Annotated in this window: 18 protein-coding genes; 12 read left to right on the top strand and 6 right to left on the bottom strand. The window is 46.8% G+C overall.

The window, feature by feature from the left end; genetic code table 11:
* Nucleotides 1-28 precede the first annotated feature (28 nt).
* Nucleotides 29-313, bottom strand: a complete 285-nt coding sequence (locus tag Selli1_RS02390; protein ID WP_087166991.1) for a type II toxin-antitoxin system RelB family anti-toxin — start codon at nucleotides 311-313, stop codon at nucleotides 29-31.
* A 1161-nt stretch (nucleotides 314-1474) separates the two neighbouring features.
* On the opposite strand from Selli1_RS02390, the gene Selli1_RS18265 reads away from it, so the two are divergent.
* The 3 genes from Selli1_RS18265 (at nucleotide 1475) to Selli1_RS02405 (ending at nucleotide 2943) form a co-directional block, all read left to right on the top strand.
* Nucleotides 1475-1963 (top strand): MATE family efflux transporter, encoded by a 489-nt coding sequence (locus Selli1_RS18265; protein ID WP_330616853.1) that lies wholly within the window; start codon nucleotides 1475-1477, stop codon nucleotides 1961-1963.
* 2 nt (nucleotides 1964-1965) lie between these two features.
* On the top strand, nucleotides 1966-2571 hold the full coding sequence (locus tag Selli1_RS02400; protein ID WP_087166992.1) for a cytidylate kinase-like family protein: 606 nt from the start codon (nucleotides 1966-1968) through the stop codon (nucleotides 2569-2571).
* 165 nt (nucleotides 2572-2736) lie between these two features.
* Nucleotides 2737-2943 carry a DUF6199 family natural product biosynthesis protein gene (locus Selli1_RS02405; RefSeq protein ID WP_281872233.1) on the top strand — a complete coding sequence of 69 codons (207 nt, stop codon included), beginning with the start codon at nucleotides 2737-2739 and terminating at the stop codon, nucleotides 2941-2943.
* A gap of 123 nt (nucleotides 2944-3066) precedes the next feature.
* Here Selli1_RS02405 and Selli1_RS02410 read toward each other — a convergent pair whose 3' ends face one another.
* Both Selli1_RS02410 and Selli1_RS02415 read right to left on the bottom strand, forming a co-directional pair.
* The gene (locus Selli1_RS02410) at nucleotides 3067-3888 is read right to left on the bottom strand and encodes a MerR family transcriptional regulator (protein ID WP_162610121.1); all 822 of its coding nucleotides are present in this window, start codon (nucleotides 3886-3888) and stop codon (nucleotides 3067-3069) included.
* Nucleotides 3889-4104: 216 nt separating this feature from the next.
* Complete coding sequence (locus tag Selli1_RS02415; protein WP_138373710.1) at nucleotides 4105-4566, bottom strand: DUF2798 domain-containing protein; 462 nt, start codon at nucleotides 4564-4566, stop codon at nucleotides 4105-4107.
* A gap of 214 nt (nucleotides 4567-4780) precedes the next feature.
* Between Selli1_RS02415 and Selli1_RS02420 the strand changes: the two genes are divergently transcribed.
* From Selli1_RS02420 to Selli1_RS02440, 5 genes are all read left to right on the top strand, one after another.
* Nucleotides 4781-5581: a MerR family transcriptional regulator gene (locus Selli1_RS02420; RefSeq protein WP_281845069.1), complete on the top strand. Its 801-nt coding sequence runs from the start codon at nucleotides 4781-4783 to the stop codon at nucleotides 5579-5581.
* On the top strand, nucleotides 5578-6387 hold the full coding sequence (locus Selli1_RS02425) for an ABC transporter ATP-binding protein (protein WP_281872234.1): 810 nt from the start codon (nucleotides 5578-5580) through the stop codon (nucleotides 6385-6387). The genes Selli1_RS02420 and Selli1_RS02425 overlap by 4 nt, the downstream gene beginning before the upstream one ends.
* Nucleotides 6388-6390: 3 nt before the next feature.
* Nucleotides 6391-7104 (top strand): ABC transporter permease, encoded by a 714-nt coding sequence (locus Selli1_RS02430; protein ID WP_281872235.1) that lies wholly within the window; start codon nucleotides 6391-6393, stop codon nucleotides 7102-7104.
* 351 nt (nucleotides 7105-7455) lie between these two features.
* Entirely contained in the window at nucleotides 7456-8649 is a 1194-nt protein-coding gene (locus tag Selli1_RS02435) for a DUF6070 family protein (RefSeq protein ID WP_281845065.1), read from the top strand.
* Nucleotides 8650-8671: 22 nt separating this feature from the next.
* Nucleotides 8672-9907 carry a DUF6070 family protein gene (locus tag Selli1_RS02440; RefSeq protein ID WP_281872236.1) on the top strand — a complete coding sequence of 412 codons (1236 nt, stop codon included), beginning with the start codon at nucleotides 8672-8674 and terminating at the stop codon, nucleotides 9905-9907.
* Nucleotides 9908-9937: 30 nt separating this feature from the next.
* Here the strand turns inward: Selli1_RS02440 and Selli1_RS02445 are convergent, their stop codons facing one another.
* The 3 genes from Selli1_RS02445 to Selli1_RS02455 all read right to left on the bottom strand — a co-directional run bounded on the left by Selli1_RS02445 (nucleotide 9938) and on the right by Selli1_RS02455 (nucleotide 13126).
* The gene (locus Selli1_RS02445; protein WP_281845063.1) at nucleotides 9938-11740 is read right to left on the bottom strand and encodes a BlaR1 family beta-lactam sensor/signal transducer; all 1803 of its coding nucleotides are present in this window, start codon (nucleotides 11738-11740) and stop codon (nucleotides 9938-9940) included.
* Nucleotides 11741-11742: 2 nt separating this feature from the next.
* Entirely contained in the window at nucleotides 11743-12129 is a 387-nt protein-coding gene (locus tag Selli1_RS02450; RefSeq protein WP_087167002.1) for a BlaI/MecI/CopY family transcriptional regulator, read from the bottom strand.
* Nucleotides 12130-12226: 97 nt separating this feature from the next.
* On the bottom strand, nucleotides 12227-13126 hold the full coding sequence (locus Selli1_RS02455; RefSeq protein WP_087167003.1) for a LysR family transcriptional regulator: 900 nt from the start codon (nucleotides 13124-13126) through the stop codon (nucleotides 12227-12229).
* Nucleotides 13127-13571: 445 nt separating this feature from the next.
* Here Selli1_RS02455 and Selli1_RS02460 point away from each other — a divergent pair, with 445 nt between their 5' ends.
* From Selli1_RS02460 to Selli1_RS02475, 4 genes are all read left to right on the top strand, one after another.
* Nucleotides 13572-14450 carry a DUF3737 family protein gene (locus tag Selli1_RS02460; protein WP_087167004.1) on the top strand — a complete coding sequence of 293 codons (879 nt, stop codon included), beginning with the start codon at nucleotides 13572-13574 and terminating at the stop codon, nucleotides 14448-14450.
* Between the two features lie 26 nt (nucleotides 14451-14476).
* Nucleotides 14477-15643: a MalY/PatB family protein gene (locus Selli1_RS02465; protein WP_281872238.1), complete on the top strand. Its 1167-nt coding sequence runs from the start codon at nucleotides 14477-14479 to the stop codon at nucleotides 15641-15643.
* A 134-nt stretch (nucleotides 15644-15777) separates the two neighbouring features.
* The gene (locus tag Selli1_RS02470) at nucleotides 15778-19848 is read left to right on the top strand and encodes a glycoside hydrolase family 31 family protein (protein WP_281872239.1); all 4071 of its coding nucleotides are present in this window, start codon (nucleotides 15778-15780) and stop codon (nucleotides 19846-19848) included.
* A 281-nt stretch (nucleotides 19849-20129) separates the two neighbouring features.
* Nucleotides 20130-21080 (top strand): RpnC/YadD family protein, encoded by a 951-nt coding sequence (locus Selli1_RS02475; protein ID WP_138373412.1) that lies wholly within the window; start codon nucleotides 20130-20132, stop codon nucleotides 21078-21080.
* Nucleotides 21081-21225 lie beyond the last annotated feature (145 nt).

The following is a 21225-nucleotide window of genomic DNA, read 5'->3' on the forward strand; positions in this document are numbered from 1 at the left end:
TGGATTTCGGAGATAAATGGAAAGACGCTCAATCTTTGGCATATGCCACCTCCTCTATAGAGAGAAAAGGAACTTCCTCAAACAGGTCTTCCAGCTCTCCTTCGATTTCCAGTGCGATTGCAATTTTGGTGAGGGAAATCAGCGAGATCTCACCGTTTTGCTCAAACCGCTTCACAGACCCCAGGCTTACTCCTGATTTTTCGCTCAGTCTTTTCTGTGAAATTTTGCGTCTTTTACGGATGCTGCGGATGCGCGACGCAATGAGCTGATCGATTTCCCGTGGTGTTTTGGTTAAAAAATTGTAATTAATCATAGCTAATATATTAGCTTAAAATGGGAAAAAAAGCAAGGGATGGCTAATATTTTAGCTTGATTTTCATAAGTACACAGGAAGCTCCATATTTGACAATTCCTCCACGCCCATGTTAAACTACTTACAGTTTCTCGGAGGGCTGGTACAGCGCTGACTGTGTCCGGCCGGATAAGGGGCGGTCTGAAATGTCCGTCTACGGAGGGGAAATCATTCAGAGGAAATGATGAGCCGGATAAGAGATGAGTTAAGATACTTGTTTCTTATCCGGCTTTTTTCATGAGAATACAATTCAGAACAGGGGGATGAGAGGATGGATTTTCTGAACGGGAAAATCAAAACGATTTATTTTAAGTATCTGGCAGCGGCATTTGGAAGTGCCCTCATCACATCGATCTATTCGATTGTTGACATGGCGATGGTGGGGCAGTACCATGGGCCGGAAGGATCGGCTGCCCTTGCGGTGGTGGCGCCGGTCTGGAATATTATTTACAGTCTGGGACTTCTGATGGGAATCGGCGGATCGGTTCTTTTCAGTATGATCCGGGGAAAAAGCGGGGGTGAGGAAGAACTACGAAGATCCAACGAGTATTTCACGGCATCGGTGATCGGCTCGGTGATCCTTGCGGTAATTGTCTGGATGGGAATTATCTTTTTTGACAGACAGCTTTTAGTTGCATTCGGAGCGCAGGATAATACGCTGACACTTGCAAGAGAATATGTGCGCCCGATTAAAACGGCTATTCCATGTTTTCTGTTTAACCAGATGCTGGCGGCCTATCTGCGGAATGACAAGAATCCGGCCCTTGCTACCGGAGCCGTGCTTGCCGGCGGAATTTTCAATATTTTCGGGGACTATTTCTTCGTGTTTGCGTGTGATATGGGTGCGTTCGGTGCCGGACTTGCGACAGCGATCGGCTCTGCCATCAGCTTTCTTGTCATGCTGACCCATTTCCTGACGAAGAAGAATACACTCCGCCTTGTGAAGCCGACGCGGCTTCTGTGGAAATTAAAGGAGATTACGGTAACGGGATTTTCCACCTTTTTCATCGATGTGGCGATGGGAATTCTGACGATCCTGTTCAACCGTCAGATTGTGATTTACCTCGGAACAAACGCGCTTGCGGTCTACGGGGTGATGGTCAATATCAGTACCTTCGCGCAGTGTTGTGCCTACAGTGTGGGACAGGCCTCGCAGCGATCATTTCCACGAATTTTGGAGCAGGAAAGGGCGGACGGATCCGCCAGACGCTCAAGTACGCGCTTGGAACGGCGGCCTTTTTTGGAATCTTGTGGACGGGGCTCTGCATCTTTTTCCCGGAACAGTTTATCCGTTTCTTCATGAGCCCGACGAAAGAAGTTCTTGCGATTGCGCCGACGATTTTCCGTTGCTATGGAATTTCCTTCCTGCTGCTGCCGCTGAATATCTTTTCCACCTATTATTTCCAGGCTCTGATGCAGCCAAGGACAGCGTTTATCGTTTCGGTGGCAAGAGGGCTTGTCATCAGCGGAATTCTGATCTATGTGCTTCCGGCCGCAGCGGGCGGAAATGCCGTCTGGTTTGCGATGCCGGTTACGGAGTTGGTAGTTGCGGTTTATGTCATCTGTGAGATGATCAAATATACAAAGAAATTAAGCGTGAAGGAGGAATGAGTATGAAGCGGATCATTACGATTGGACGTGAATTTGGAAGCGGCGGGCGCGAACTTGGCCGGAGGCTCTCCGAGGAGATGGGGATTGCCTACTACGATCAGGAGATTATTACCGAGATTGCGAACCGCACCAGCCTGTCGGAACAGTACGTTCAGGCGGTGATAGAACACCGGCCGTCCTTTTCTTTCCCGATTCATATCGGAAGGAGCTTTTATCCGGCGGTCAGCCCGGTGTTTGAGCAGAGCATGGCTGTCTTTCAGGAACAGTTTCGGATTATCAAAGAGATGGCGTTGAAATCGGACTGCGTGATTGTCGGGCGGTGTGCGGATTATATCCTGAAAGAATACCGGCCGATGCGGATCTTTGTCTATGCGGATATGGAAAGCAGGATGGCAAGGTGCCGTGCGAAGGCTCCGGAAGAGGAAGAGATGACAGACAAGGAATTAAAGCAGCACATCCTCGGTATTGATAAAAAGCGTGCAAAATATTATGAATTCTATACCGGACACAAATGTGGAGACAAGCTGAATTTCGATCTGTGCGTCAATACATCCGGAATTGTGATCAAAGAGATCGTGCCGGGCATGGCGGCCATGCTGAAACGATAGTCGGACAAAAAGATAGGTAATCAGATAGAATTTCCGCCTGTTGACGCAGTATGATGAAATCCATTATAATTTTCTTATATAAACCTTTGTATAGGAGAAAGGCTTTCAAATGTGGAGTAGGCGCTGTTTCTGTGAGAAATACAATCATTTGCGGGAGAGTGGGAAATGAAGGATACCAATTTTATCTGGCCGGTCATTTTATTCCTTTTAGGCTTGCTTATGTTAATCAATCCGAAGCTGCTTTGGAAAATAGAAAATTGTTTTACTGTGAAAGATGGAGAACCAACGGATTTATATATTGCATTTATGCGAATAGGCGGACTCTTATTTATGTTTGCATCAATCATTTTTTCAGTAGTATGCTTTGCATAAATCATGATGTTTAAAGAGATGGGACGATTCCAGGAAGGATTGAGACTCTGAAAAGACTCAAATTTCAAGGGATCGTCCATTTATTGTGGAAAGAGCCGGAAAATGGAATCCCGAAGTTTCTAATCATTTGAAACAACGGACTGGAATTCGAACTCTCGTAATCTGTCCTTTTTTTTCGGAGCTTCCGACTTCGTCAATGAGACGTTCCTCGCAGGCATCTCCGATGATTTCCAGCCGATTTTCACGAATGAAAGAAAAGAGCCGCTCGTAAATGGAATCCGTATCCTCCAGAGAACCCGGACCGCAGGCGGCCGCAAATAATCCGGCAGGGATGCTGGCGTTTGCAAGGGAAGCATCCTTTACAAAGGCGACAATTCGGGAGACAGTTTTTGTCTCTTGTTTTTTGAGCTGTTCTCTGGCAGTCAGATAACCTTCGGGATAACCGAAGGTGACGTGGTTCTGCTTGCAGTGCAGATAGAAATCAAGCCAGATTTCATCCGGAATGGCCTGCCGGTCCGCTTCGAAGGGTGTGCTCTGAAAAATCAGTGTTTCCTCAAAAGAAAGGAGCTGTACGTTACGGGTATCCATGGATGTTCCCTCCTCCAGCCGGACGAGCCGTTCCTCCAGCATACCTTGTACAGACTGGAGGCTTCGGATTTTTTCAGTCAGGTTTTGCTGCTGTTCTTTCAGAAAGGACAGGGCATGTCCGGGTGTGATATCAGCTGTATAGTCTTTGATTTTCGAGAGAGGAATCCCCAGTTCTTTTAAAATCTGAATCATTGAGATCACATAAATCTGTTCATGGGCATAGTAGCGGTAACCGTTTGGGGCAGTGTATTTGGGGCAGAAGACGCCGATCGTATCGTAAAAGATCAGTGTTTTCCGTTTCACTTCCGAAATACGGGAAAATTCGCTGATTGTCAGAAGATGCTGATTCTGTTTCAATGCTGATTTCCTCCATGATCTGGTATTTATAAGAGACTATACGGCGGCAGGGCGGGAATGTCAAGAAGGGGAATGGGAGCTGATTATAGATCATTATTGCAAGCCCAAATGTGAATTCTTAAATTACTGTCCGGAGAAAAAGTCCTGTGGGCGGTTTCCGGTAAAATAGCAAAAAAGGTACTGGGTTTTCTTTTGAACTCAGTACCTTTTTCTGTTTTATGACTGTCTCATGATCTTTCTGAACAGGAATCTTACCAGTGGTCCGGCATAGCACATCTGCCAGAAGAATGCCATCGGGAAATTCATCGCGATGGTCTGGATCCAGACCGGAATCACGTTGATTCCTGCATCTTTGAACAGCAGTGTAGCCGCAAGACTCATCAGCGGACACATCCACATCACAGTAATAGCGGAGATCGCCAGCACCAGATGAAATGGATTTTCTTTTTCCGGGTCTACGATTTTAAAAGCGGTTCTTTTTACGATGTGGCTCACAAAGAAAAAGTCCAGAAGAAAAGCGATCGGGTACATGATGATCAGTTCATGAAATGCTGCTCCGAATACGGCATAATTCATTCCGCCCATGTTCAGTGCAATATTGTAGCAGACCATGGCATAAACCATGAAAAATACCATCAGAAGTGAAAAAATGAGTTCCTGTTTTTTGGTTCTTGGCATAAAAAAATCCTCCTTATGAATGAATAATAAATCAGCAGAAAAATCGTGTTGTTCGTTATTCATTCGGGAGAATGTACGTTTCCAATAAAGACCTGAATTTTCCGAGTCACCAGTCTATCATAAGACGGGATCTGCGGTCAAGAAAAAATTTTTAAAGGGGCTTGCTTGTGACGTTACGTCATGAAGTATACTAGGAGCAGGAGGTGACACGGACATGGAAAAACAAAGAGCAGTACCGAAGGGATTTATGACCATCGGGGAAGTGGCAAAGAAGATGAATGTCACAGTCCGGACATTACAGCACTATGACAGAGAAGGACTGCTTTCGCCTTCTTCCATCAGTGAAGGCGGGCGGAGGCTTTATACAGATAAAGATGTAATCCGTCTGCACCAGATTTTATCTTTGAAACAGCTCGGATTCTCCCTGCAGGATATCAAAAACCGCCTGATTCCGCTGGATACGCCGGATGAGGTGGCGGATGTTCTGGCACAGCAGGCAGATGAAGTGAGACGGAAAATCGAAATTCTGTCCGAATCATTAAGGGAGCTTGAACTTCTGCGGGAAGAAGTGCTTCAGATGCAGGAGGTGGATTTCAAAAAGTATGCGGATATTATCGTAAACCTACAGATGGATAACGAATATTACTGGCTGATCAAGCATTTTGATGATCAGACACTGGAGCACATCCGAAGCCGCTTTGACCGGGAAAGCGGAACGGATTTTATGAACCGGTTTCAAAAGCTGCAGGAAGAAGCGATACGGCTTTACATAGCGAAAGTTCCGGCCGACAGCGAGCAGGGACAGCACTTTGCCGAGATTTACTGGAAGATGATCACGGAATTTACCGGAGGGGATTTGAGTATGCTCTCCAAATTGGTGGAAATTGGGAAATTTGAAGGAACAGATCCGAAATGGCAGGAAAAACAGGCCATGGCCAATGAGTATGTCGGACAGGTGCTGGATGTGTATTTTTCCCGTCTGGGGGTGAATCCGTTTCAGGAGGGAGACGCATGACAGAAGCAGTACGGGTTTGTGGATTAAAGAAAAGTTACGGAACACATGCGGTGTTGAAGGGTCTGAATTTTGGTGTGAATCAGGGGGAAATTTTTGGAATTCTGGGGATAAATGGTGCGGGTAAAACGACGGCCATGGAATGCATCGAGGGGCTGAGAACATATGACGAAGGACAGATCAATGTCCGGGGGAAAACCGGAATTCAGCTGCAGTCGGCATCATTGCCGGAGCATATCCGGGCGATGGAGGCGGTCCGGCTGTTTGCAAAGTGGAATCACTGTGTGCCGGATGAAGGAATGCTGAAGGAACTTGGCATTCCGGAATTTGCAAAGAAGCAGTATTATCAGTTATCAACGGGACAGAAGAGGCGGCTCCACCTGGCACTTGCCCTGATACGGGATCCGGATCTCCTGTTTTTGGATGAACCGACAGCAGGACTTGATGTGGAAGGGCGTTTGTCACTTCATAGTTTGATCCGAAAGCTGAGGGAAAATGGAAAGACCATTGTAATGACAAGCCATGATATGGCAGAAGTGGAAAGCCTCTGTGACCGGATTGGGATTTTAAATGGGGGCAGCCTTGTATTTCTCGGAACGGTAGAGGAACTTGGTGAAAAGGTTGGAAAGCAGTACCGGATTTCGATTCGGACAGAACATGGCACGGAAGAGTTCGAATCAGAAGACATTGGAACAGATCTGATGAAACTGTTGGAACAGTACCGGAAGATGGGGACGGCGATTCTGGATCTTCATGTGGACCGTGGATCGCTGGAACAACACTTTATGAAAATCACAAAGGGGGAATGATAGATGAATGCATTCTTTTACGGAGTTTCGCTCCAGTGGAAAATGGATATCCGGAGCCGGACGCTTCTGCTTACCTGCTATCTGGTACCGCTTCTGTTTTTTGCGGTGATGGGAGGCATTTTTACTTCTGTCATGCCGGAAGCCAAGGAGACACTGATCCAGTCCATGACCGTGTTTGGCGTTTCCATGGGTGCGCTCATCGGTGTTCCACCTTCTCTTGTGGAAATCTACGGAAGCAAGATCCGGCAGGTTTACAAATCCAACGGGGTTCCGGAGTGGCTTGGATTCTTTACGACAGGTCTTTCTGCGTTTGTACATTTGTTTTGCATGAGTATGATTCTCTTTTTTTCTGCGCCACTGTTTTTTGACGCGGAATTTCCGGAACATCCGGCGGCATATGTGGTTTCACTGGTACTGTTTCTGGTTGTTACGATCAACGTGGCAGGCGTGATCGGTTTGATGGTGAAAGATCAGAGTAAGACCTCCATGTGGTCGATGCTTGTCTTTCTGCCGTCAATCCTTCTGTCAGGCATTTTGTTCCCGAAAGAATTGCTCCCGAACGTGCTGCAGGTCATCGGAAATGCGTTTCCGGCTGCATGGGGATATTACCTGATGACAGAAGCGGGAGGATGGATGGAGAACGTCATTCCACTTGCGGTGATTCTGGTTCTTGCACTGCTGTTGTGTAGCATTGGCATTCGCTGGAACAAAGAATAAAAATGGAACTGCACATATCCGGTCAAGAAAAAAGGAGTCCCATCGTGTAAACTAATGCTTAGCAAGACCGGACCGGGCAGTGTTTGGAGAAAAGAGGATCTCCGCGGATAGAATCCGGGAATGGGTGCGGAAGCAGACCGGAGAGAGGAACACGCCTGTAATCCAAATAAGGGAAGAGGACTAAAAGAGGTATGGGCTGCTACGAAATATTCGTAGTCAGCCCGTTGAAATCTTCTTGACTTTAAAATCTTACAAGTGTAATATTAAGACACAAGGAAGAAAAGCAGATAGATTCTTGCATTTCCGGGAAGATATTTTACAGTGGTAACAGATGGAAAAGGAGAGAAGTTCTTGAGCTGGAAGAAGTGGATGATTGCAGGATGGATTCTTCTGTTTGCCGGGGCGGGGTGCAGTATTGCCGTGGAAAGAGAGGACGGATACAGGCAGGAAAATCAGCAAAAAACAGAAAGACAGAAAAAAGAAGAGAGGATTTCCAGGGAGTCCGAACAGCTTGCGGAGGGATTCCGGGAGATTTACGAAGAGGAGAGAGGCAGAGGGGAAAAAGATACGCTGGCATTTCAGCAACAGATCATACAGGCCATCGGGGAGCAGGGATATGCGGCGGTTGACACGGACAATCAGATTAACATGGTACATCCCGGGCAGGTGCAGGACTTCTGCGAAAGCGCAGAACAAGGAGAAGAAGACTCAGTGGTGTTTTTCTGTGTAACGGACGAAGGCGGCTGGATCCGCTATGATCTGGAGACCCAGGATGGCAACATAGATGTGACGGAATCTTCCCTGCGGTGGGAGAACGACAACCCGGAGGTCTATTATTATCATGAATTTGAAGCGGCCTCATGGGATTATACGGACAAGGGATATCTGTTTTTTGAAGAATCCCGTCCGGCAGGATACGACGGCGCTCCGGGGCAAAAAGCCTTCCGGGTCAAGCCGTTGGATCAGACATGCAGGGAGGCTTACCAGACCTATCTCGCATCTGTCGGATATGAGCGGAATAATCTGCTGATTACCGACTGGACGGAGCAGGACAGCAAAGAACTGGATTTTTATGACCTGTATGAGCGGCTTTACCGCGCAAAATATGGGGAAATTGTTCCATATGAAGCAAAGGAAGGGGCAGAATATCATGTGCCGGAAGAAGAAATTGAGGAGGTCCTGCAAAGTTATTTTTCTTTTGGCAGGCAGACGATCCGGGACCATATGAAGTATCAATCGGAGAGCGGCACCTTTCTTTACCGCCCGCGGGGACGTTATGATGGAGGCTCGCCATACGGGCCGTATCCGGAAGTGACAGGATATAAAGAACTGGAGGATGGAACGGTTCAGCTTACCGTGGAAGCGGTATGGAAGATGGAAATGCTGGACTGTGCCATGAAGAGTGAACTGGTGGTGCGCCCGATGGAAGACGGGAACTTTCAATATGTATCCAACCGCGTGATTTCCAGGGAGGAAGGGATGACCAGTTTCTGGTATAAGCCAAGGCTCACAGAGGAGGAGTGGAAACATTACTATGGGGAGTAAAAAAATTTACAGGAAATATGCTATGCTTATAGTTCTCCTGATTCTGCTGATTGGTCTGAGCAGCATCATGCTGAGCAGAGACAGAAAAGAAAACAGCCAGAGCAAAGGGGAAGAAGCTGAGGCAACAGAGCAGACAGAACAGTGGGAAAAGGGATATAATTTGCCGTTGGATACCCAAAAGAAGAAAGATGCAGAAGAAGAGTGCAGTGCGGCAATGGAGCTGATTTCCAGTCAGTATCAGAACATGGATAAAGGGAATACATCCGATGGAGTATTATCCGATGAGGAGATTGTCGCCCTGAAGGAGGTGCTGAAGGAAGACGGATTGACGGTAACCGGCGCGGATGCCTATTCGACAATGGAGAACTATGAAACGATGGAAGACTTTCTGGCAGATTGTCAGGATGGAAAAGAGGGAACGATGGTTCTTTATAAGGTGAAGTCCAGCGGCGGGTTGAACCGGACGGAGTTTGAGTATGACGGGGAAGACCTGTATGTGGTGGATACCATTTCCGAGTGGAGCGGTGACGGGGAACCTGTCATTTCTTCCACTTCCTATACAAGGGTGAAATGGTGGAACTACACGGAAAAAGGATGGCTTTCCTACGAGTTGTGTGCGCCGCAGCCGCCGGAAGTTACGGAAGTCGTGGACGCATCCACCATGATACGGATCCGGCCCATGGAAGAAACGTACCGAGAACTTTCCAGGAAGTGTGTTCTGGCACTTGGATATCAGGGAAATAATCTACTTTGTTCAAACTGGAATACGTCCGATCTTTCCAGACTGGATTACAATGGAGTATTTGAATCATTCTATGAAATGAAATATGGAACGATCATAGATTATGACCGGTATGCGGACGGGATCGAGGCGGAAGAATTTGAAAGTCTGATCATGGAATATCTTCCGGTGACGAAAGATGAACTCAGGGCCTGTGCAGAATACGATGCAGAGACAGGAACCTATTTGTGGGTACGGCTTGGAACCGGAAATTATTCCCCTACTACGTTCGGAACTTCCATTCCGGAAGTTGTAAAGGCAGAAGAAAAGGGGGACGGCATAGTGGAACTGACGGTGCAGGCGGTGTGCATGGCAGCGTGCAATGACAATGCAATGACCCATAAACTCACCGTGCAGTTTTCGGATGACGGGACATTCCAATATCTGGGAAATGAGATTCCCGAGGAGGAACTGGCTAAAGTACCGGAATATCAGTACCGGCTTGGAAAACAGTGGGAAGAAGCGGACAGGGAGTAAAAAATCCTGTCCGCTTCATTTTGCGTGAATTTAAAGGGATTCATCAGAATAAATCCCCAGATCCGATAAGATGGAAAGGGTGATGGATGCTGCTGCGCTTCCGGCTGCATCTTTGCCCCGAAGGTTTGATGCAAAGAAGACCGGGTGCCCGGAAGACTCTACAAAACCGACAAACCAACCGTTGATATTCTGCCCATTTATCTGTCCGGTTCCCGTCTTTCCATAAAGGGCAGTTCCCGAAGATGAGGAAAGGCAGATAGCATCTTTGACCGTTTCAATATGTGACGGATCGAAATTCCAGTCGTTGTAATAAAATGAAGCAAGAAGCTGCACCTGCTCCACCGGAGAAATTTTCAGAGAAGATTCCATCCAGTAAGAAGAAAGATCTCCCTGAAGGGATTCATTTCCATAGCCGATCTGATGCAGGTAGGAACGCAGGACGGATGCGCCCATCTGATGATCCAGATTCTGAAAATACCAGTTGACGGAGGAGGTCATTGCACTTTGCAGTGTCTGATCCTGATTCCACTCTTCAAATGGATACGATTCATCCGGCTGTGGAAGAAAGTTGTGTTCCGGAGTAATCACTCCTTCTTCCAGAGCAAACAGGGCATCAAAAATCTTATAGGTCGAATCCGGTGAAACCCGGCTGCGGGCAAGGGATTCGTTGTAGATGGTCCAGTCGTCCGCTTCCATATCGTACAGGACAAAACATCCCTCATAGCCCTGGAAATAGGTGGAAAGGGAAGATGAAGTACCGGAAGCTCCATTTTCGGGAAGCGCCGCATTTTCTGCCGCTGCATCGGAGGAAAGAAAGGGAACCGATGCGGACAAAAGGAGACAGATCAGGAAAAAGGCGCACCCGCTTTTGAATCGCCTAAAGGGTGTAGGCTTCTGGTAGGAAGCAATGCAAAGAATCCGTTTTCGGATCTGTTTTTTATTTTCTCCAAGTCCGGCTGTAAAAGGAAACGGATGAAGCGATGTTTTCCGGGCAAATCGGATGAGGGTCTGCCCATAGTCGGTATAGGAAGCTTCATCAAGCAGGGACAGCACAGAAGCATCGCAGGCAATTTCCCGGTCTTCCCGCATGGTGTGAAGAGAAAGGCGCATCAGCGGATGAAACCAGTAGACCATACCCGCAAGATTCATCAGATGTCCGATGAGTGAATCCCGGTGGCGGTAATGAAACAGTTCGTGAAGCAGAATATACCGGAGATCCTTTTCCTGATAATCAGAGATCAGGTGAATCGGAAGGTAAATGCCGGGACGAATGACCCCGGCCATAACCGGAGACTTTAAAAAGGCATTGCTGTACACAGGAATCTTCCGCCGGATGTGCAGTTCCTCCAGACACGACTGATACAGCGCTTTTGCTTTTTCATGCTGCAAAGGAAGGGAAGCGTTTTTCAGTGCATGGAGACGAAGTGCAGAACGGATCAGAAAGATTCCCATAAAAAGGACGCCGGCAATCCAGACGGCAAAAAGAAAACCCCAAAGAGAAGACGGCGTTCTCTGTGTAACAGATTCCGTGAAATCATTCATCCATCCGGCGGCAGCAACGTAAGGCTGCATATTCTGGCCTGTTCCGGATACAGCATGAAATGAAAAAGAATGGTTTGACGGCAGGAAAGACCATAAAATATTTCCGGAAAATTTAAAAGGGAGACCCGGAAGAAACGGAATGGCAGACAGTATAAGCAGCACAAGCCAGAGATGGTACCGCATCCGTCCGACAAGCAGTGTTTTGAATACTGTCCGGAGAAAGAAAAAGATACCGATGATTCCACAAAGAAGAAGGCTGCAGAACAGAAAATGTATCATAAAACGTTCCATGATCAGCGGCCTCCTTTTTTTGATGTTCCGGACAAAAGCGCACGCAGTTCATCGAGGTCTTCTTCCGAAAGGCGGTCCTCCTCCAGGAAAGAGGAAACCATTTCGGTGAGATCCCCATGGTAAAAACGCTTCAGAAAAGAAGAACTCTCCTGTCCGATATATTCTTTTTCTCCGACCAGAGGAGTGTAGACAAAGATACGTCCCTGCTTTTCGTAGGTCAGAGCACCTTTGTTGACCAGCCGCTTGATCAGCGTCTGAATCGTTTTCGGACTCCAGGATGTCGTTTTCTCCAGACATTCCGTGATTTCATTTGTGTTGACCGGGGCACGCTGCCACACGATTTTCATGACTTCAAATTCCGCCTCGGAGATTTGCGGCAAACGGGTCATAACAGATTCCTCCCTTCAATCTTACAAATGTAATAGTTATATTATAAAAGAGAATACATCCAATTGTCAAATAAAGCGGGGAAAATGGAGAAGAAACCTATGCTTCATCCAGAGAAAGAGATTCCCGCAGGACAGAAATAAATTTTTCCACCGGTTTGGAAAACACCTGATACTTTTTCCAGATAATTGACATCTCTATCTCCAGTGCCGGATCAAGCGGACGAAAGCAAAGAGTACTGTCTCCGGTCGTATTGATCAGATGGTCAAAACTAAACGCATAGCCCAGCCCTTCATCGACCAACCGGGAAGCATTGTAAATCAGATTGTAGGTGGCTACAATACGAAGATCAGCCGGATCCCGCTTCAACCACTGCAGCACCTGGCCGCCGTTGGACTCCTGCTGGGAGACGATCAACGGCTGATCCCAGAGATCTTCTCTCCGGATTGATTCCTTCTCGGCAAGAGGCGAATCCTTACGCATCAGCACACCCCAGATATCCCGTACCGGAACTTTCAAAGCATGATATTTCGTCAGATCTACAGGACCAAAAACAATTCCAAAATCAATCAGTCCCCTGTCAAGAGACTCTCTCACAAACACAGCATTTCCACTTGAAATATGAAACTGGATGCCGGGATAACGCGACTGCATCTGCTTTGCCGCCCGCGCAATCAGCCGGATCCCGTCAGTCTCACCGGCACCAATATAAATATCACCGATCAGAACATCATCAGAAGCAGAGATCTCAGACTCCGTCTTTCGGACAAGCTCGAGAATCTCCTCAGCCCGCTTACGCAGAATCATCCCCTCTTCTGTAAGCGTAATCCGCCGGGAACCCTTACCACCCCGGATAAAAAGTTTCTTACCAAGCTCATCCTCCAGGTTTTTAATCTGCGTAGAAAGCGTCGGCTGTGAAAGATGCAACGACTCGGCAGCATGAACAATACTCTGTTCCCTTGCAATCGCAAGAAAATATTGAAGAACACGAAGCTCCATAAACACATTCCTCCATCAGACTTATCACACAAAATATAAACTATACAAAATTTAAAACATACTATAAAACACTACAAATACTATACCCCGAAGCAGAATAGGTTTCAACTATAAATCCTTATAAACTATAAATAATTACTATCTTATACGCTTTATCGGGGACGTGTTCCGGTGCACAGGTACACGACGTAAATGGACAAAAAAGTCTCAAAACCCGCATAAAATAAGGCCAAAACCGAATTGTCAGATTTTTTCCATCGGGGACAGGTTCCGAAACGCCGGAACACGTCCCCCGAAAAATATCCATAACTTTCAGCTATGAAAAGGCATAGTACATAAGTATTTGCTATTTTGTTTTGGCCGTTCTATAGTTAGTTTAGTAAGGAGACTGGGTATTATCCAGGAGCAGGTATTTATAAAGAAGATCGTGAGGAGGTTTTGGAACATGGCAGAAAGAGAATTAGTAAAGCAGGCGTATCTGACAGGGGAAAGGCCGTTGTTTCATGCGGAGCATACGGATGTTTATGATACAATTTTTACAGATGGGGAGTCGCCGTTAAAGGAGAGTGGTGATATCAGGCTTTATGGCAGCATGTTTAAATGGAAGTATCCGCTTTGGTACTGTAATCATATCTATGCGGAGGACTGTACATGGTTTGAGATGGCGAGAGCGGGTGTATGGTATACAAATGATATCACGGTGAAAAATGCGGTCATTGAGGCGCCGAAGAATTTCCGGCGCTGTCAGGGGGTGCATCTGGAATATGTGACATTCCCGAATGCGGCTGAGACTTTCTGGAACTGCAGTGATGTGACAATGGAACATGTTACGGCAAAGGGTGATTATTTTGCCATGAACAGTGAAAATATGAAGCTGTCCGATTTCCAGCTGATAGGGAATTATTCTTTTGACGGTGTGAAAAACATGGAAATCCGAAATGCCAAGATGCTTTCGAAAGATGCGTTCTGGAACAGTGAGAATGTGACAGTTTATGATTCTTTTATTTCAGGAGAGTATCTGGGATGGAATGCGAAAAATCTGACATTGATTAACTGTACAATCGAGAGTCTTCAGGGGATGTGTTACATCGACAATCTTGTAATGAAGAACTGTCGTCTGCTGAATACGACGCTGGCCTTTGAGTATTCGACTGTGGATGCTGAAATTCATGGAAAGGTGGACAGTATCCTGAATCCGTCCGGCGGTACGATCTGCGCGGATGAGATCGGAGAACTGATTATTGAAAAAGACAGGATTGACCCGGAGAAGACCAGGATCTGCTGCAAGTCGGTTGAAGAAAAGCTGGATCGATTTTGTGCATAATCGGGCAGGACAGGAGGAAACAGGGTATGAATTATGATTTTGATAAGCCGGTTAACCGGCGTGGAACTCTGTCTGTAAAATGGGACGTTGCCGGGAATGAGCTTCCGATGTGGGTGGCGGATATGGATTTTGAAACGGCGCCGGAGATCCGGGATGCAATTCAGAAAAGAGCAGGCCATGGTGCTTTTGGATACACTTTGATCCCGGATGAGTGGTATGAGTCAATTCAGAACTGGTGGGAGACGCGCCATCAGTTCCGGATAGAAAAAGACTGGCTGATTTTCTGTACCGGCGTGGTGCCGGCCATTTCCAGTGCGGTTCGGAAACTTACGACTCCGGCGGAGAAAGTCGTGCTTCTGACACCGGTTTACAACATTTTTTTCAATTCGGTTGTAAATAATGGAAGATATGTTGTAGAGTGTCCGCTTTCCTATGATGGAGAATGTTACGATGTGGATTTCGAAGCGTTGGAAGAAGTGCTTTCTGATCCCCAGACGACTATGTTGATTTTCTGTAATCCGCACAATCCGGTTGGGAAAATCTGGACGAAAGAGACGATGGAGCGGATTGGAGAGCTGTGCTGGAAATACCATGTGGTGGTCATTTCGGATGAAATTCATTGTGAACTGACGGATCCTGGAAAATCCTATATCCCGTTTGCATCGGTTTCGGAAAAGTGCAGGAATAACAGTATTACCTGTATTGCGCCTACCAAGACATTTAATCTGGCGGGGCTACAGACAGCGGCTGTGATGGTGCCGGATGAAACTTTGCGTCATAAGATCTGGCGGGCCTTGAATACGGATGAAGCGGCGGAGCCGAATGTCTTTGCCATGACGGGGGCAGTCGCGGCTTACCAGAAAGGTGGCCCGTGGCTGGATGCACTGAGAGACTATCTATATGAAAATAAACAGGCTGCGGTGGAATTTATCAAAAAAGAGATCCCGAAGATTCATCTGGTTCCTTCCGAAGCTACGTATCTTCTCTGGATTGACTGCCGGAAAATTACAGAGGATTCGGAAAAACTGGCTGCGTTTCTGAGGAAAGAGACCGGGCTGTATTTGTCGTCCGGAATCCAGTACGGCAAAACAGGAGAGGGATTTCTTCGAATGAATATTGCATGCCCGAGGGCGGTTCTAAAAGACGGACTTCAGAGATTGAAGGATGGAATCACTTTATATATTTATACATAAGTACAATCTTTTTGTAATATTGGACAGAAAAAGCGCTCAGTGATAGCGCTTTTTTGTCTGTTCTGGTAGAATGAATTTACAAAATTTTAAGGCATCATGCATAACCATTCTGGTTGTGTCAAAGGAGGATTGTAATGAGTGAGGAAAAGAACGCATTTTGCGGGACATTAAGTGAGGCATCCGTCATTCAGAAGGATGCGGACAGAAGCAATATCGTATATCTGTCATTTCAGGAAGGAATCAAGGGGAAGATTACATTTCTGGAAGAATCGATTTTCCGCTACGATGTAAGTACAGATGGAGCATTTCCGGAATATGCCGCTCCAAGAGATGAGGCTCATACGGCAAAGATCCAGCAGTACCCGGATGAGGCGGACGCCTACACAAAGCCGGAGGCAGAGATTCTGGAAGACACGTCATCTGTCACAGTACAGTGCGGCAGAACAAGGATTATGTTCGATAAAGAGAAAGCGCTGATGACGGTCTATGCAGGAGAGCGAAAGGTAATGGAGGAGGCAAAGCCTCTGGAATTTACTTCAGAAGAAACGGTTCAGACACTTCTGCGCGGGGAAAATGAGCATTTCTACGGCGGCGGAACACAGAACGGCCGGTTTGTGCATACAGGCCGGAAGATTCAGATTGTCAATGAAAGTGCATGGATGGACGGAGGTGTGGCATCTCCGAATCCATTTTATTATACGACAGGCGGATATGGTGTGCTGAGAAATACGTTCTCAGACGGACTCTATGATTTCGGTGAGTCAGATGCGGATGTGGTTACGGCTGCCCACAAAGAGCACCATTTCAGTGCGTATTATTTTGTGACTGAAAGAGATGGAGGCCGTCAGATCGTCATGGATCTGCTTCGGGCTTACTACCATGTAACCGGAAATCCGCTGCTGCTTCCGGAGTATGGATTCTATGAAGGCCACCTGAACTGCTACAACAGGGATGCCTGGTCAGAGGAAGCGGGAGATAAGGCATGGAATGTCAAGGGAACCGAGTCTCACCTTAACGAAGGAACCACCCATTATGAAAGTGGAATGGCAACCGGCTACCGGCTTTCCGAGGGACAGCATTCCGAGTCGTTAAACGGAGAAATGCCGACAGTGGCTGTGGAGAACTACCCGGAAAATGTCGATACTCCGTATGAATATTCTGCAAGGGCTGTACTGGACAAATATCTTCAGTATGACATGCCGCTTGGATATTTCCTGCCAAACGACGGATACGGCGGAGGATACGGTCAGAATGGCTACTATGTACAGGGAGGCGTTCTGGAAGATGGAAGCAGTTCCGAAGAGCGTATCGCTGCAGTGGACGCCAATGTAGAAAATCTGGCACGCTTTACAGAGTACGCCAACAAAAGAGGTGTGGCGTCCGGACTGTGGACAGAGAGCAACTTAAGCCCGGATTCAGACGAGAAGACCTACTGGCATCTGCTCCGTGATTTCCGTAAGGAAGTAACCAGGGGCGGCGCTACTACGCTGAAAACGGACGTGGCATGGGTCGGACCGGGATATTCCTTCCAGTTAAATGGAGTCAAGACAGCGTACGACATTGTCACAACATCAGAGAACTTCCGCCCGAACATCATTTCTCTGGACGGCTGGGCAGGCTCTCAGAGATTTAACAGTGTATGGAGTGGTGACCAGACCGGAGGAAACTGGGAATATATCCGTTTCCACATCCCGACCTACATTGGAAGTTCCTTAAGCGGAAACCCGAATATCGGAAGTGATATGGACGGAATTTTCGGCGGGAAACCGCTGATTGCGGCAAGAGATTACCAGTGGAAATCCTTTACACCGCAGATGCTCAACATGGACGGATGGGGAAGCTATATGAAAGCACCGTTTACTTTCGGTGATCCGTATACCGGAATCAACCGGATGTATATGAAGATGAAATCCATGTTGATGCCGTATATTTATACCTGCGCGGTGTCCGCATCCAATCTGGAAACCGGAAATGAGGATACAGGCCTTCCGATGGTGAGAGCGATGTTCCTGGAATATCCGGATGATGAGTATGCATACAGCCGTTCCATGCAGTATCAGTTTATGCTCGGCTCCAGTATTCTGGTGGCGCCGGTTTACCAGAACGTGGCAGGAGACGAGATGGGAAATGATGTAAGAAATCATATTTATCTGCCGGATCCGGAGCAGATCTGGGTAGATTATCTGACCGGAGAACTGTATCAGGGCGGGCAGGTTTTAAATAACTTTGATGTTCCGCTCTGGAAGCTGCCTGTCTTTGTAAAACAGGGAGCGATTCTGCCGATGTACGAAGCAAACAATACGCCGGATGCAGTGAAAAAGGAACATAGAATCGTTGAAGTATGGCCGGCAGGTGAAACGACATATACCGTATACGAGGATGACGGAAAATATATTTCCAATGAGACAGAAGAAGACGAAGCATACGGAACGATCGACCATGTTTCCTACGGGGATCATGTTTCTACCCGGTACACATCTAAAGTAGAGGGAGACAAGGCAGTTCTGACGGCAGAACGGTCCGAAGGAACTTATGAAGGATATGAACCAAACCGTAGTACAACATGGATTGTCCATCTGACACAAAAACCGGATGCGGTGCTTGTAAAGAACGGAGCAGAGACTCTGAAAGCAAGAGAAGCCAGAGATTTACAGACACTGGAAAACCAGATGCCGGATGCGGGCGAGGCACTTTATTACTATGAAGAAGCTCCAAAACTTCGTACTTTTGCATCCGCAGATGAGAAAGAGCTTGCAAAGATGACAGATGAAGTTCGGACGGCACCGAAGCTTTACATCCGGCTTCCTAAAGTGGATGTGACAGCAGTAGAACAGTCCGTGGAAATCCAGGGATTTGTCTGTGAGATGGAAGTAGGAAAAGAGCAGGAAAATCCAGCGCTTTCCGTACCGGAGCTTACGATTGCAGAAGAGGAGAAAACAGCCTCCTCCATGTGGCTCCGCTGGACAAAGACAGATGGTGCTTCCAGTTACGAAATGCTGGTAGACGGACAGCTTTATACGATGGGAGACGCAGATTCTTATCTGCACGATGATCTGGATTATCATTCCGAACACAGTTACCAGATTCGTTCCAGAAATGCAGAGGGCTATTCTGCATGGAGCGGCGAGGTTCGGACAATGACGCTGTCTGATCCGTGGAGAAATGAAATCGGAGCAGCAGGTAAAGTAACGTTTGACGGAAGCGATGAAGCCGGTCCGCTGAAATATGCTACAGATCACAGTTTCCGTGGTCTCTTCTTCTCGGCAGACGATGTGGCAGGACAGAAGATCCCGTTCATCTACGATTTTGGTGCGGCATACGAGCTGGACAAATTTGAATACTATCCGCGTGACAGCTATGGAAGCGGTACGGTACAGCGGATGAACGTCTACTCCAGTATGGATGGAGTCCACTGGAAACTGGAGTGGAACGGAGACGAACATGATGCATGGACGTACAATACGGATCTGGATGTAGAGGAAAATGTACAGACCGTACCGCTTGCCGGTGTCCTTGCACGTTTCCTGAAACTGGAAGTGACAGAGTCTTTAAGAAATTACTTTGCGGCGCACGAACTTCCTGTTTATAGAAAAGACGGCACGAAACCATTTGCTGTGGGAAGTACAAACAAGAATGAAGAAGTCTCCGAAGGAGATTACACAAACATGAAGAACTATCTCGGTACCTCAATCAAGGACGGCTCCAACTTCGTGGATCAGATTCAGAAGAGAGGCGGAGATATCAACATGAACGGTGTTTATGATGTATACGATTATGCATACACCATGTTCCAGCTGGACGGAGGCACCAGACAGACCGGAACTGCATCCGGAAAGATTCTCCTTGTACCGGAAAAAGAAACGGTTAAAGCAGGAGAAACCTTTACAATCACCGTAATGGCAGAAGAGGCGGAAAACATCAATGCCTTCGGAAAGGTGCTTGACTATGACCCGGCAAAACTGGAATTTGTATCTGTCAGCCGGGAAGACGCAGTTGCTTCGATGGAAGATCTGACAGTCAATAAAGTTTACGGTGATGGAACCGCTTATGTAAACCTCGCATTTGCAAACCGGGGTGACAAACCGCTTTATAACGGAAGCGGCCGGCTTTCAGTCATCACCATGAAAGCACTGGCTGATGTACAGCCGAAGACCGATCTGAATCTGGATGACGTCCTTGCCATCGGACCGGATTTGATCAAATAAAAAGTAAGAAAATTTAATTTGGGACACAGGGAGCACCAGACTGCCGCCGGAAACGGCAAAAGGTGCTCCCTTTTCTGCAATTAAGGACGTATCGGAAGAGGACTTGCATCTTTAGTGTTTCTGTGGTATGTTAATGATTACCATTTACCTGGTCTGAAAAGTGTCGGTAACGGATTTCATTTCGGGAAAGCAAATCAAACATGTTCATCCACATCTAATGGGAAGAACGTCATCAACACTACACATCAATTCGCAATTCTACATTCAGGAGGAAACAGCCTATGAGTCAACAAGAAAATCAAAATAAGCCGGTAAATAAAAAATATAAAGATACATTGTTTCGGATGATTTTTCGGGAAAAAGAAAATCTTCTCGAACTGTACAATGCTTTGAATCACACAGACTACACGGATCCGGAAAAAATTGAAATCACAACACTGGAAGACGTAATCTATGTAGGGATGAAAAATGACGTTTCTTTTCTTCTATTCTGTACCATGAATCTGTATGAGCATCAAAGTACACCCAACCCCAATATGCCGCTTCGGGGATTTATCTACCTGGCAAGAATTTATCAGAACTATATCAAACAGACAGACGCGAACATTTATGGGAAAACCCTGATTCCTTTACCGGTTCCGAAATATGTGGTATTCTATAATGGAAATCAGGCGGAAGCAGATTACCAGGAATTATGTCTTTCAGATGCATTTCTTCCAACGGAATCTTCAGAAGAAAAACCCGCGGTTGAATGCAGGGCAGTGATGCTGAATATCAATCTCGGGCATAACAAGGAACTGATGGAAAAATGTCGTGCATTATGGGAGTATGCTTACTTTGTCAATGAAGTAAAGGAAAATCTGAAAAACGGGGCGCCTATTGAAAGTGCAGTGGCAGAAGCGAGAAAAGCATGCATTGACAAAGATATTTTGAAAGAATTCCTGGAAAAGAACAGTTCGGAGGTGGAGGACGTGATCTTAGAGGAATTCGACCGTGAATGGTATGAGAAAAAAGTCCGGGAAGAAAGCCAGAGAATAGGGCTGGAGGAAGGAAGAAAACAAGGATTAAAAGAGGGAAGAAAAGAAGGGATCCAAGAAGGGATAAAAGAAGGCGAACAGAGAGTTCTGCAGCTTTGTCAGAAACTTCTGGAAGATGGAAGAGATGAGGAGCTGAGCCGGATTGCCGAGGATGAGAAGCTGCGGGAAGAGCTGTATCGGGAATATGGATTATAATAGTGCAAAAAGAAAGCCGCTGCCTTTTCAGGAACATGTCCTGCAAGGCAGCGGCATTTGTATCAAAAGACTAGCCGGTAGTGTAAAAAACTTTGTGGCTTTGGTAAAAAATGGCTCCTTTTTGGTAAGAATTACAGATATGACA

Origin of the sequence: Sellimonas catena (assembly GCF_027924685.1) — a bacterium.
GTDB lineage: Bacteria > Bacillota > Clostridia > Lachnospirales > Lachnospiraceae > Sellimonas > Sellimonas catena.